The following is a 12,516-nucleotide window of genomic DNA, read 5'->3' as shown; positions in this document are numbered from 1 at the left end:
ATTAGAGTTCACCCAAAGTAATTCTTAGCATGCGGCGCAGCGGTTCTGCCGCACCCCACAATAGCTGATCACCCACCGTGAAAGCACTGATCTGGTTGGTGCCGGTAGACATCTTGCGCAGACGGCCCACCGGGATATCGAGCGTGCCGGTCACTGCAACCGGTGTCAGTTGCTGCATGCTGGCTTCACGCTCGTTGGGGATGACCTTGGCCCATTTTGAGCCTTGGCTGATGATGTCGGAGACCTCATCCATGGGAATATCTTTGCTCAGCTCTATGGTGAGTGCCTGGCTGTGGCAACGCATGGCGCCGATGCGCACACACAGGCCGTCTATGGGCGTTTCGGGCTTGCCAAAGGCTTCACCGCGGCCAAGAATCTTGTTGGTTTCGGCGCCAGCCTTCCATTCTTCGCGCGACACGCCATTGCCCAGGTCTTTGTCGATCCAGGGAATCAGATTGCCACCCAGCGGCACACCAAAATGCTGTTGCGGCAGGCCGGCATCTTGCTGCGCTTTGAGCACGCCGCGGTCAATGTCGAGAATGGCCGATGCCGGATCGTCGAGCAAGGGTTTGACTTGGGCATTGAGCAGGCCGAACTGGGTCAGCAGTTCGCGCATGTGTTGCGCACCGCCGCCCGATGCTGCCTGATAAGTCATGCTGGTCATCCACTTGACCAGATCCTGGTTGAACAGGCCAGCCAGACCCATCAGCATGCAACTGACCGTGCAATTACCACCAATATAGTTCTTGATGCCGCGCTTGAGCGCGTCGTCGATAACAGGACGATTGACCGGATCGAGCACAATGATGGCATCGTCGGCCATGCGCAGGGTGCTGGCCGCGTCTATCCAGATGCCTTGCCAGCCGGCCGCTCGCAGCTTGGGATATACCGCCGAGGTGTAGTCGCCACCTTGGGCGGTAAGAATGATGGGTAGCTTGGCCAGTGCATCGATATCGTAGGCATCCTGCAAAGGACCGGCACCGTCGGCCCAAGCCGGCGCGGCACCACCAGCATTGCTGGTCGAAAAGAAGACAGGCTGAAAAAGGGAGAAATCGTTTTCGTCGCGCATGCGCTGCATGAGGACGGAACCCACCATGCCGCGCCACCCGACCAAACCTACTGCTTGGCTCATGTTGGTCGCTTAAAATAAGGTAAAAGTACTAGTCTGACACATTATTTTAAAGCTTTCAGCACAGCATCGCCCATTTCTGTTGTCGAAACCTTTGTAGTGCCGGATTCATACAGGTCTGCTGTGCGCAAACCCCGCTCCAGAACAGCTTGTACGGCAGCTTCGATACGATCGGCCTGCCCTGCCTCGTTCAGTGAGTAACGCAGCAACATGGCGGCTGACAATATGGTTGCCAGCGGATTGGCCAGGTTCTTGCCCGCGATATCGGGGGCGGAACCATGGCTGGGTTCGTATAGCCCCTGATTCGAAGCATTCAGCGAAGCAGAAGGCAGCATGCCGATGGAGCCCGTCAGCATGGCAGCCTCGTCGGAAAGAATGTCGCCAAACAAATTACCCGTGACAATCACATCGAATTCTTTGGGAGCCCGCACCAATTGCATGGCGGCATTATCGACATACATGTGCGACAGCTCGACGTCGGGGTATTCCCCGGCGACAGCAATCATGATGTCTCGCCAGAACTGAGAGGTTTCCAGCACATTGGCCTTGTCGACGCTGCACAAACGCTTGCCGCGTTTTTGTGCTGCCTGGAACGCCACATGCGCAATACGACGGATTTCCGGCTCGGCATAGTGCATGGTGTCAAAACCCTGACGCTCGCCCTTAAAGGGGCCATCGTCGAGTTGACGCACGCCACGCGGCTGCCCGAAATAGATGTCGCCTGTCAGCTCGCGCACGATAAGAATATCGAGACCGGATACCACCTCAGGCTTAAGTGAAGAGGCATTGGCCAATTGAGGGTACAGAATGGCCGGCCGCAAATTGGCAAACAGGCCCAGCGCCTTGCGCAGGCCCAGAATAGCCTGCTCGGGACGCAGCTCGCGCGGCAGACTGTCGTATTTCCAGTCGCCCACGGCGCCAAATAGAATGGCTGCCGACCCCTTGGCCAGTTCCAGCGTACTGGCAGGCAAGGGATGCTCTTGCACTTCGTAGGCAGCGCCTCCTACGGGGGCAGTTTGCAAATCCAGATCCAGGCCCAGTGCAGTCAATACACGGACGGCCTGTTCGGTAATTTCGGGGCCGATGCCATCACCGGGCAATACGGCAATCTTGTGAGTCATTGTGTTTCCTATGCGATGGGACGTGATTCCAGCCAGGGATGGCGGGCCAACCGTTCGGCTTCGAAAGAACGAATCAGGTCGGCCTTTTGCAGGGTCTGGCCGATGTCGTCCAGGCCTTGCAGCAAGCAGTGCTTGCGGAAGGGTTCGATGTCGAAAGCCAGCTCGCGACCATCTTCGGCAATCACGACTTGCCTGGCCAAATCTATGCGCAGCTTGTAGCCCACGAACGCCTTGACCTCTTCAAACAGGCGCGCCACCTGCAGCTCTGGCAGCACGATAGGCAATAAGCCATTCTTGAAACTATTGTTGAAAAAGATATCGGCGTACGAGGGCGCGATAATGGCGCGAAAGCCAAACTGGGTCAACGCCCATGGTGCGTGTTCGCGGCTGGATCCACAGCCGAAATTCTTGCGTGCCAGCAAAATCGAAGCACCCTGGTACCGCTCCTGGTTCAAGACGAAATCAGGATTGAGTGGGCGCCTGGTGTTATCCATGCCAGGTTCGCCGTGATCCAGGTAGCGCAGTTCGTCGAACAGGTTGGGCCCGAAGCCCGTGCGTTTGATGGACTTGAGAAATTGCTTGGGTATGATCAGGTCGGTATCGACATTCTCGCGGTCGAGCGGCGCTACCAGGCCTTGATGAGTGGTAAAGGCTTGCATGATGGCTTCCTATCGAAAATTTCGTATGTCAACAAAATGACCGGCTACAGCGGCGGCTGCCGCCATGGCCGGGCTGACCAGATGCGTACGCCCACCCTGCCCCTGACGACCCTCGAAATTGCGATTCGATGTCGAGGCACAGCGCTCGCCGGGTTCGAGGCGGTCGGCATTCATGGCCAGACACATGGAACAGCCCGGCTCGCGCCATTCGAAACCGGCATCCAGAAAGATTTTGTCCAACCCTTCTTGTTCGGCCTGGAGTTTGACCAGACCGGAGCCTGGTACGACCATGGCCTGCTTGACCGACGAGGCCACTCGCTTGCCTCGTGCCACAGTCGCTGCGGCGCGTAAGTCTTCGATGCGAGCGTTGGTACAGGACCCAATGAAGACTCGGTCTACCTTGATATCAGTAAGCGGTGTATTGGGCTTGAGTCCCATGTATTCGAGTGCGCGCTCTATGCCGCTGCGCCGTACATCGTCTTTTTCTTTGTCGGGATCCGGTACACGGGCGTCGACAGGCAGGACCATTTCTGGCGACGTGCCCCAGGACACCTGCGGCACGATGTCGCGCGCATCAATATCGACCACCTGATCAAACTGAGCACCCTCGTCGGAGTGCAGCGTACGCCAATATTGAACGGCCTGGTCCCACAATGCACCAGCAGGTGCGTAAGGACGACCACGGAAGTAGTCGATGGTTTTCTGGTCTACGGCCACCATGCCCGAGCGGGCGCCGGCTTCGATCGCCATATTGCAGACTGTCATCCGGCCTTCGACAGACAGCGCACGCATGGTGCTGCCACCAAACTCGATGGCATAGCCTGTACCGCCCGCAGTGCCTATCTTGCCAATGACATACAAGACCAGATCCTTAGCGGTGCACCCTGCGGGCAGCTCGCCTTCGATCCGGATCAGCATATTCTTGTTTTTCTTCATGAGCAGCGTTTGAGTGGCCAGCACATGCTCGACCTCGGAGGTACCGATGCCGAACGCCAGCGCACCCACAGCACCGTGAGTGCTGGTGTGGGAGTCGCCGCAAACCACCGTCATACCCGGCAAAGTGGCGCCCTGCTCAGGCCCGATGATATGGACGATACCCTGGCGGACATCGTTCATGCGGAACTCGGTAATACCGTATTTTTCGCAGTTTTCGTCCAGGGTATCGACCTGCAAGCGCGAAATGGGATCTTGTATGCCCTCGTTGCGCGCCGTAGTGGGAACATTATGGTCGGCAACCGCCAGATTGGCGCTGATGCGCCATGGTTTGCGGTCTGCCAGACGCAGCCCTTCGAAGGCTTGCGGGCTAGTGACCTCATGAACCAGATGACGGTCTATATACAGCAAACAGGTGCCGTCCGCCTCTTGGTGCACAACGTGTGCGCTCCAGAGTTTGTCGTACAGGGTTTGTGCCATGGTAGTGCTCTATAAAAAAGAGAAACGCGGGAAGAAACGCTGCAACAGCGTCATTTACCGATTATTATGCCAGCACACAAACCTGGTACAAGACAAGTTCTTATACTGGTATACACAGTGACAGGCAACCTTCAATCCAGGGTTAACCTGTACGGAATAGTACAATCGCCTACTTACCCGGCTTATAAAAACAAATTGCCCCAGGCATATATCCAGCCGCTATTCCCGCTTTTTTTATTTTAATCATGAACAAATACGCATTCCAGCTGGCCTTCGCTTATATGGGCGTGATCATCGGAGGCGGCTTCGCCTCCGGGCAGGAAGTACTGCAGTTTTTTACCGGTTACGGCTTGGCCAGTATTGGCGGCACTTTGCTGGCAGGTTTTCTGTTTGCGTTCCTGGGCCGGCAAATCGCTGAAATGAGCACCCAGCTACAGGCCGAATCGCACAAACATGTATTGCTGACCTTATTCGGCCGCCGTGCTGGCCAGGCCATGGACTTCTTGTTGACTTTCTTTCTGTTTGGCGTCGGAATTGCGATGCTGGCAGCTACGGGTTCGTTATTCGAGCAGCAATTCGGACTCTCGCCGGCACTTGGTGGGCTCTTCATGACGCTGTTGACTGTCGGCACTCTGTGTTTGAATGTCAGGCGCATTATCAACCTGGTCAGCGCTGCAACACCTTTCCTGCTGTGCATGGTGCTGATCATCACGGCGTATTCGCTCTTTACCAGCAATGCCAATATGGACGAACTGCTGATGCTTGCCAGCGAGCAGGAAACCGTCGCACCCCATTGGGCTCTGGGCGCGCTGCTTTATGCATCATTCAATATTGCCGTCGGCTTTCCTATGCTGGCGGTGATCTCCGGGCGCAACACCGACCGCAAGACAACCACACTGGGCGGAATCATCGGCGGTGTAGGCCTGGGCGTGCTGATCATGCTGATCAATATCGCCCTACTCTTCAACCTGAACCAGTTGCAAGGCGCCGAACTACCCACCCTAGCGCTGGCGGCACGGGTTTCACCTGTTGCCGGCATCCTTATGAGCATATCGATCATTTGCATGATCTACAGCACATCAGTCGGCATGTTCTTTGCCTTCAGCGCCAGGTTTGCCAAACCGGAAACTGGCCGCTTCCGCATATTCAGCATCGCCTCGGGATTTATCGGCCTGGGCTTGAGCCTGGTGGGCTTTACCAAGCTGGTGGGTACCGTATACCCCTTGCTGGGTTACCTGGGCCTGCTGCTTATTGCAGCCATCGGCGTGAACTGGTACCGCATACGTGGCCGCAGCACCCAGGCTGCAGCCACACAATCCGGCACCTGATCACCTGCGGTTTATTTTCTGGCCTGCTGGTACAAAGGCAAAACCTTGTTTGCCGCCTCGGTCAGGTCGGCAATTCGGCTCGCGGCCGACGGGTGAGTCGACAAAATTTCGGGCGGTGCGCTGCTACCGCCCAATGCCCCCATCTTCTGCCATAGAGTGACAGCCGCACGCGGATCATAGCCAGCGCGGGCTGCCAGTTCGACACCGATACGATCAGCTTCCGTTTCATGAGTACGGCTGTTGGGCAATGTGAACATAACGTTGGTCAGGGCACCGCCCAAATCAGCCGTTGCGCCCACACCGGTAACGGCTGAGAGCACCGACAGTCCCATGTTGGTCACCATTTGCTGCGAGACTTGTTCACGCGAGTGTTCACGCAATGCATGGGCCATCTCGTGACCAATAACTGCCGCTAACTCATCGTCAGTAGGCTTGATCCGGGCAATCAGACCAGTGTAGACAGCTATCTTCCCACCAGGCATGCACCAGGCATTCACTTCGTCGGAACTCAGCACATGAACATCCCAGTTCCAACTGGCCGCATCGGGACGGAACACTCCCGCCTGCTTGATCAGCCGCTGCGAGATAATCTGCACACGTTTGGTTTGTGCAGCATCCCTATCGAGAGCACCTTTGGCTTTGGCCTGTGAAAGCAAGCTGCTATATTGCTGGGCGGCCTCTTGCTGCAGCGCTTCTTCAGACACCATGCTGGACATGTACTGGGTACGCTCCACCCCTATGGCGCCAGAGTCTGTGGTTTGCACAGCAGCGCAGCCGCCCAGCACGACTGCCGTCGATACCAGCCCCAGGGCAAATGTCCTACGCAGTGTTGTTTTATGCATTTTCACGATGATTGCGCTCCTTTTTGCGATATTGATCTGCGAATAATTCCGATCTGTCAGCAGTGACTGTTCTGTGTTTGTACTCATCCGCACTGGGCACGATGCCGCAGCGCATGGTCCATCAGTACAAGAGCAAGCATGGCTTCGGCAATAGGCGTGGCACGTATGCCAACACAAGGATCATGCCGCCCCAGCGTCTGGACTTGTACCGGCTCACCTGCACGATTGATGGATTTGCGCTCGACACGTATGCTGGATGTTGGCTTGATGGCCAGGGACACGGTGATGTCCTGCCCCGACGAGATACCACCGAGCACACCGCCCGCGTGGTTGCTCAGAAATCCATCGGGCGTGATTTCATCGCCATGCTCCGATCCACGCTGGGCAATGCAATCAAAGCCGGCACCAATGGATACGCCCTTGACAGCATTCAGCCCCATCATGACATGGGCAATATCGGCGTCGAGGCGATCATACAAAGGTTCGCCCCAGCCTGCCGGCACGTTCTGAGCATGCACCTCGATGCGGGCGCCTATGGAGTCGCCATCGCGCCGCAGTCCATCCATATACGCTTCGAGCTCGGGGACGACCTGGGCGTTGGGTGCATAAAAGGGGTTGTTTGCGACCTCGTCCCAGGACAGGAAGGGAATGGCTATAGGCCCCAGCTGGCTCATATAGCCTCGTACCTGGGTACCGTGGACTTGTGCCAGCCATTTTTTGGCAATCGCCCCCGCTGCAACGGTTGGTGCCGTCAGGCGTGCGGAGGAGCGCCCCCCGCCGCGCGGGTCACGTTCAGTGAATTTACGCCAATAGGTGTAGTCGGCATGGCCAGGCCGGAAAGTATCGGCAATATTGCTGTAGTCTTTGCTGCGCGCATCAGCATTGCGAATAAGCAGGCTGATGGGTGTTCCCGTGGTCACCCCTTCGTAGACACCGGAAAGAATCTCAACCTGATCGGGTTCCTGACGCTGGGTTACATGCCGTGAAGTGCCGGGCCTGCGCCGGTCGAGCTCCAGTTGGATATCGGCCTCGCTGAGCGCGAGACCCGGCGGGCAGCCGTCGACCACCGCGCCTATGGCCGGGCCATGGGACTCACCGAAGTTTGTGACGCAGAAAAGTTTACCTAGGGTATTGCCTGACATAGTGATCTTTTACCTTAACCGTTGCATCAATTCTATTAAATATATGTGGCAGCATGACGGGCGAGCTGCCCGTCCCAGCACCTGACCTGCCTACGAAGAGCAGCTTACCTCCAGGCGGCTGGCCCAGTCGGGCGGCGCCGACGCATAAGCTTCAAACCCAGGCTTCTCGATATAGGGCTCGCGCAGTAAACCGAGCAAAGTGTCGATTTCGCCGGCATCGCCCCGGGCGGCCGCCTGTATGGCTGCTTCGGCCAGATGATTGCGCAGGACATACACTGGATTGGCTCCATTCATCTGTCCGATACGCTCCTCATCCGAGCGTTGATCACGAGCAAGGCGCGCCACATAGCGGTCGAGCCAGACAGTAGCCGCCGCCTGGTCCTCAAACCTGGACAACCAGGCTCCGCGTTGCACTAGTGCCGAAGCCAGGCTTCGAAACGATAGCGTGAAATCGGCGCTTTGCGTATGCAACAAACGCCACCAATCGTCGAATAACTCATCGTCGCCCTCTTCCCACCGCCTGAAACCCAGTTTGGTACTCAGGTTGCCACGATAAGCTTGCAGAAAAACGGTCTCAAAATGTTCGAGTTCTTGCTTCAGTGCATCAGCAGGAATATCCAGACCCATCAGCGCGCTGGCCAGCCGGTATAGATTCCAGTTGGCGACGGAGGGCTGTGCATTCCACGCGTAGCGCCCCTGAGTATCGCTATGGTTGCAGACATGATTGACTTGAAACGCATCCATGAAGCCATAAGGCCCATAGTCGATGGTCAGGCCCAGTATCGACATATTGTCGGTATTCATGACGCCATGGCAAAAACCCGCCGTTTGCCAGTCGGCAAGCAATCGTGCGGTACGTTCAACCACCGCTCTGAGAAAACGCAAGACGGCAGCGTGTTCGTGCGCCGGCTCGCTGCTGGCCGTATCGCGGCATTCCGGATAAAAATGATCAATTACATAATTGCACAATGTGCGCAAGTTATTTGAAGACCCCGCCCAATGCTCGAAAGTGCCGAAGCGGACGAAGCTAGGCGAAACCCGGGTCACAACAGCGGCCGTTTCCACGGTTTCACGATAGACGGGATCGTCGGACACGACCAGTGCAAGCGCACGGGTAGTCGGTATACCCAACCCAGCCATGGCCTCGCTCGCCAGATATTCGCGCACAGAAGAGCGCAATACAGCACGCCCATCGCCCATGCGTGAGTAAGGCGTACGCCCCGAGCCCTTGAGCTGCACCTCCCAGTTTCCCGAGGGGGTAACGACCTCGCCCAACAAATGAGCCCTGCCATCGCCCAACTGCCCCGCCCATACACCGAACTGATGACCGCTATACACCGCTGCCAGGGTCTTGCCACCGGGCAAAGGCGCCGTACCCGAACAAACATCGAGAAATGCCGGATCGTCGAATGCCTTGGCAGACAAGCCCAGCAATGCCGCTACATCAGAATTGGCATGTAGCAAGCGCGGCTGCGTCAGCGGCTGGGACGACAAGCGGGTATAGAACGCCGACGGTAATTCGGCAAAGGAATTCTGGATCGTCAGGTTTTGGATAGTGTCCTGCATCAGGAGCCTTTGACAGTACGCTGCGCGGCTCTTTGCTTGGCTGCCCGCTTGGCCGGTTTAAGATAAAAGATCGCGCAAATGTAAAACACCAGCGAAAAAAAGATCTCGAACCCACCCATCAGGGCCGACAGCGGTGAAGGATCGGACCAGGCCCTGACCACGCCTTCCATGAAGTAAAGCAGAATCAGCATGGCGGCCCATTGCATGGTATATAAATTTCCTTTGAGCACACCGCGCAAAGGCAGAAGCAAGGGCAGCACCTTCAGCGCGAGCAATGACCCGCCTGGGCGCAACGGTGCTATTTTCAGCTCCCAGAGCAAGCATAAAACAATCAGGGCGATCAGTGATACGGAAGCGCCATAGCGCAGCACGGGGTTTAATTGCGTAGTCATACTGGTATTATCGCTCGAAAGAGGCTTGCACTCGCTCCGGAACGAAAGGTTTGGACCATGCCAACCAAGATTGACTCTACCGCAACCCAGATACCATCCGCTGACGCATCGCCAGACGCGCTAGCCAAAGAGCCAGTACCCATGGCACGGCTCAAATCCCCCGACGACCCACACACCCTACTGCGCAATTACCGCAAAATTGCACACTTTGCCCTGCAGCGTGCCGGCGAGAAAAAACTGACACAGGTGGCATCCAGCCTGACCTTCACCACCGTACTCAGCATCGTGCCGTTACTGGCCGTGGTGCTCGCCTTGTTTACCGCCTTCCCGCTCTTTGGCGATTTTCAGCTTGCCCTGGAAGACTTCCTGACCCGCAATCTGATGCCGCCCTCGGTGTCCGACAACGCCATGCTTTACCTGAATCAATTCGCCGCCAAGGCATCAGGGCTGACGGCAGCAGGCACCTTGTTCCTGGTCGTCACCTCAGTCATGCTGTTCATGACCATAGACCAGGCCTTCAACAGCATCTGGCAGGTTAAGCGGCAACGGCCATTACGACAGCGCATGCTGGTTTATTGGGCCATTATTTCACTTGGCCCCGTATTGATAGGCGCCAGCTTGTGGGCCACCTCCGTACTGGCACGAGAGTCACTGGGCGATATCAACGACCTACCCACACTGGTCGGTGTAGCGTTGTCTTTTGTCCCGCTACTGGCCACCGGACTAGGCTTTACCGCCCTGTTCGTCACGGTTCCCAACCGCAAGGTATTGTGGAAAGACGCATTGGTAGGCGGTTTTGGCACCGCCATCGTGCTGGAAATCATGCGTGCAGGCTTTGCCTTTTATCTGACCCGCTTCCCTTCCTATACAGTCATTTACGGCGCCTTTGCAACGCTGCCGATCTTCCTGCTATGGCTCTACCTGTCGTGGCTCGTGGTTTTGCTGGGCGCCACGGTGGCTTCCATTTTGCCCGACCTGCGTCTGCGGCGCTGGGCTCTGCAACACTATCCAGGCGGCGCTTTCACCCACGCCATTCGCGTGCTGCGTGTTTTGTGGCACGCCCAGGACAACCTGCCGCGCGGGCGCAGCATGCGTTTTCTGTGCGCACACCTGCAGTTGCACCAGGAAGAACTGAGCGAGGTGCTGAGCAGTCTGAAAAACCTGGGCTATGTGGTGGACACCGAAGAAGGTGATGCTGATCAGTGGGTACTGGCTTGCGATCAGCGCGCGGCCACGATAGGCCCCCTGATCGATACCTTGCTGATCGACCGTCGTCAGCCCGGCATGAACGACCAGCCTTTACTTCTTGATGCGATTGCTGTCTCTTTGACACAGCCCGAAGTCATGCTGACAACGCTTTTCGAGCGGGACGAACCACTACCCGAAAGCCCGCAGATGGTGCAAAATACTCTTATCGTGTCAAACGGGGACACACAGGAGAACAACGATGCTCAAAGTCAGTGAAATTCTACGCGTGAAGGGCCACACGCTGTACACGGCCACACCCGACACACCGATTTTGCAGGCGCTCGAAACCATGAGCGAACAAGACATCGGATCATTGGTCATCATGGATCACGGCGAACTGGCAGGCATGCTGACTTTCCGTGAAATCATCCGCCACCTGCACCGTAACCAGGGCAATACCGGCAACTACACCGTACGTAGCGTCATGGACGACGCACCCGTCAGTGTGTCGCCCAACACCAGTTTTGAAGAAGTGCAGCGCCTGATGCTCGAAAAGCACGCCCGCTACATGCCGGTCATGGATGGCCCTACTTTAATGGGCGTCATCTCCTTTTACGATATGGCGCAAGCCATTGTGGCCGCCCAGCAATTCGAAAACAATATGCTCAAGGCGTATATACGCGACTGGCCGGGTGACTCCGACGTCGCAAGTGCTCAGTAAGTGGCGTCGGCGGTACGCAGCACCAGGTCTGACCACGCCTTGTCCAGCAGGCCGGCATCATTCTGATTCAGCAAGCGGGCATCCGATAAGGTCCGGCGCCAAAAACGTGACCCCGGCCGCCCACTCATCCATCCCAGCATAGGTTTCACGATCATGCGCAAGGGTACGCCTTGCTCAATCTGCCTGACGGCATACGATTGCATGGCTTGAATAATCTGAGCAGGCTCAGGCAGCACTGTATCGGGAGCCATGGCGCGGCTGATTTCAGACAGCACACCGGGCTGGTGCCAGGCCGCCCGGCCCAGCATGACACCATCAAACTGGCGCAACAACTCCATGCTTTGGTCGGCCTGGGCGATACCGCCATTCAGCACGAAGATGCTATCGGGAAAATCGATCTTGAGCCTGGCCGCCGTGTCATAGCGCAAAGGCGGTATCTCACGATTATCTTTAGGAGAAAGCCCTTTCAGGACAGCATTGCGCGCATGCACAATAAATACACGGCAACCCGTGTCGTGTATTGCGCCCACAAAGTCACGTACAAAACCGTAGCTGTCGTCGTAGTTCAGGCCCAGCCTATGCTTGACTGTTACCGGAATCGTTACCGCATCCTGCATGGCCTTGATGCAATCGGCCACCAACTGCGGTTCCGCCATCAGGCAGGCGCCGAACGCACCGCGCTGGACACGCTCGGATGGACAGCCACAATTGAGATTGATTTCGTTATAGCCCCATTGCTGCCCCAGTTTTGCCGAATCGGCCAAGGCTTCGGGCTCGCTTCCGCCCAGTTGCAATGCAACAGGCTCTTCGGCCGGATCAAAATCCAGATGCCTGGCTACGTCGCCATGCATCAAGGCACCAGTGGTAATCATCTCGGTATAAAGCCGGGCCTGGGGCGCCAATAAACGGTGAAAATATCGGCAATGTTTGTCGGTCACGTCTATCATGGGCGCGACGCAAAAACGCCAGCCATCGGGGTTGTGGAGCTTGTCTTGCATGAAAAAAAGTTCTGCGT

At 56.8% G+C, this 12,516-nt stretch carries 12 protein-coding genes; 3 read left to right on the top strand and 9 right to left on the bottom strand.

Annotated elements, in window-relative coordinates; genetic code table 11:
- Position 1 precedes the first annotated feature (1 nt).
- From asd to leuC, 4 genes are read right to left on the bottom strand one after another with little or no spacing between them, the layout of a single operon-like run.
- Positions 2–1,132 carry an aspartate-semialdehyde dehydrogenase gene (asd, locus tag ERD84_RS09760; protein WP_130039424.1) on the bottom strand — a complete coding sequence of 377 codons (1,131 nt, stop codon included), beginning with the start codon at positions 1,130–1,132 and terminating at the stop codon, positions 2–4.
- Positions 1,133–1,173: 41 nt separating this feature from the next.
- A complete protein-coding gene (gene leuB, locus ERD84_RS09755; protein WP_130039423.1) occupies positions 1,174–2,250 on the bottom strand; it encodes a 3-isopropylmalate dehydrogenase in 1,077 nt (358 codons plus the stop codon).
- 8 nt (positions 2,251–2,258) lie between these two features.
- Positions 2,259–2,909: a 3-isopropylmalate dehydratase small subunit gene (gene leuD / locus ERD84_RS09750; RefSeq protein ID WP_130039422.1), complete on the bottom strand. Its 651-nt coding sequence runs from the start codon at positions 2,907–2,909 to the stop codon at positions 2,259–2,261.
- 9 nt (positions 2,910–2,918) lie between these two features.
- Positions 2,919–4,322, bottom strand: coding sequence for a 3-isopropylmalate dehydratase large subunit (gene leuC, locus ERD84_RS09745; protein ID WP_130039421.1), 1,404 nt, complete (start codon positions 4,320–4,322; stop codon positions 2,919–2,921).
- 245 nt (positions 4,323–4,567) lie between these two features.
- Between leuC and ERD84_RS09740 the strand changes: the two genes are divergently transcribed.
- Positions 4,568–5,650 carry a YkvI family membrane protein gene (locus ERD84_RS09740; RefSeq protein WP_130039420.1) on the top strand — a complete coding sequence of 361 codons (1,083 nt, stop codon included), beginning with the start codon at positions 4,568–4,570 and terminating at the stop codon, positions 5,648–5,650.
- An 11-nt stretch (positions 5,651–5,661) separates the two neighbouring features.
- On the opposite strand, the gene ERD84_RS09735 is transcribed toward ERD84_RS09740, so the two are convergent.
- The 4 genes from ERD84_RS09735 to ERD84_RS09720 form a co-directional block, all read right to left on the bottom strand.
- The gene (locus ERD84_RS09735) at positions 5,662–6,492 is read right to left on the bottom strand and encodes a M48 family metallopeptidase (protein ID WP_130040021.1); all 831 of its coding nucleotides are present in this window, start codon (positions 6,490–6,492) and stop codon (positions 5,662–5,664) included.
- A gap of 83 nt (positions 6,493–6,575) precedes the next feature.
- Positions 6,576–7,634: a chorismate synthase gene (gene aroC / locus ERD84_RS09730; protein ID WP_130039419.1), complete on the bottom strand. Its 1,059-nt coding sequence runs from the start codon at positions 7,632–7,634 to the stop codon at positions 6,576–6,578.
- A gap of 90 nt (positions 7,635–7,724) precedes the next feature.
- Complete coding sequence (locus ERD84_RS09725; RefSeq protein WP_130039418.1) at positions 7,725–9,200, bottom strand: protein adenylyltransferase SelO; 1,476 nt, start codon at positions 9,198–9,200, stop codon at positions 7,725–7,727.
- Positions 9,200–9,592, bottom strand: a complete 393-nt coding sequence (locus ERD84_RS09720; protein ID WP_130039417.1) for a DUF2069 domain-containing protein — start codon at positions 9,590–9,592, stop codon at positions 9,200–9,202. Before ERD84_RS09720 ends, ERD84_RS09725 begins: the two co-directional genes overlap by 1 nt.
- A 141-nt stretch (positions 9,593–9,733) precedes the next feature.
- Between ERD84_RS09720 and ERD84_RS09715 the strand changes: the two genes are divergently transcribed.
- Both ERD84_RS09715 and ERD84_RS09710 read left to right on the top strand, forming a co-directional pair.
- Positions 9,734–11,056, top strand: coding sequence for a YihY family inner membrane protein (locus tag ERD84_RS09715; RefSeq protein WP_167667436.1), 1,323 nt, complete (start codon positions 9,734–9,736; stop codon positions 11,054–11,056).
- On the top strand, positions 11,040–11,501 hold the full coding sequence (locus ERD84_RS09710) for a CBS domain-containing protein (protein WP_130039415.1): 462 nt from the start codon (positions 11,040–11,042) through the stop codon (positions 11,499–11,501). The genes ERD84_RS09715 and ERD84_RS09710 overlap by 17 nt, the downstream gene beginning before the upstream one ends.
- On the opposite strand, the gene dusA is transcribed toward ERD84_RS09710, so the two are convergent.
- On the bottom strand, positions 11,495–12,499 hold the full coding sequence (gene dusA / locus ERD84_RS09705) for a tRNA dihydrouridine(20/20a) synthase DusA (protein ID WP_130039414.1): 1,005 nt from the start codon (positions 12,497–12,499) through the stop codon (positions 11,495–11,497). The genes ERD84_RS09710 and dusA overlap by 7 nt on opposite strands.
- Positions 12,500–12,516: the final 17 nt, after the last annotated feature.

Source organism: Pollutimonas harenae, from assembly GCF_004153685.1.
Lineage (GTDB): Bacteria > Pseudomonadota > Gammaproteobacteria > Burkholderiales > Burkholderiaceae_B > Pusillimonas_C > Pusillimonas_C harenae.
The sequence above is the reverse complement of the archived record's forward strand: the minus strand, read 5'-3'. Positions and strand labels throughout refer to the sequence as shown.

Coding starts and splice junctions, on each gene's coding strand:
- asd (WP_130039424.1), bottom strand. CDS start 1,132: ATGAGCCAAGCAGTAGGTTTGGTCGGGTGGCGCGGCATGGTGGGTTCC.
- leuB (WP_130039423.1), bottom strand. CDS start 2,250: ATGACTCACAAGATTGCCGTATTGCCCGGTGATGGCATCGGCCCCGAA.
- leuD (WP_130039422.1), bottom strand. CDS start 2,909: ATGCAAGCCTTTACCACTCATCAAGGCCTGGTAGCGCCGCTCGACCGC.
- leuC (WP_130039421.1), bottom strand. CDS start 4,322: ATGGCACAAACCCTGTACGACAAACTCTGGAGCGCACACGTTGTGCAC.
- ERD84_RS09740 (WP_130039420.1), top strand. CDS start 4,568: ATGAACAAATACGCATTCCAGCTGGCCTTCGCTTATATGGGCGTGATC.
- ERD84_RS09735 (WP_130040021.1), bottom strand. CDS start 6,492: ATGCATAAAACAACACTGCGTAGGACATTTGCCCTGGGGCTGGTATCG.
- aroC (WP_130039419.1), bottom strand. CDS start 7,634: ATGTCAGGCAATACCCTAGGTAAACTTTTCTGCGTCACAAACTTCGGT.
- ERD84_RS09725 (WP_130039418.1), bottom strand. CDS start 9,200: ATGCAGGACACTATCCAAAACCTGACGATCCAGAATTCCTTTGCCGAA.
- ERD84_RS09720 (WP_130039417.1), bottom strand. CDS start 9,592: ATGACTACGCAATTAAACCCCGTGCTGCGCTATGGCGCTTCCGTATCA.
- ERD84_RS09715 (WP_167667436.1), top strand. CDS start 9,734: ATGGCACGGCTCAAATCCCCCGACGACCCACACACCCTACTGCGCAAT.
- ERD84_RS09710 (WP_130039415.1), top strand. CDS start 11,040: ATGCTCAAAGTCAGTGAAATTCTACGCGTGAAGGGCCACACGCTGTAC.
- dusA (WP_130039414.1), bottom strand. CDS start 12,499: ATGCAAGACAAGCTCCACAACCCCGATGGCTGGCGTTTTTGCGTCGCG.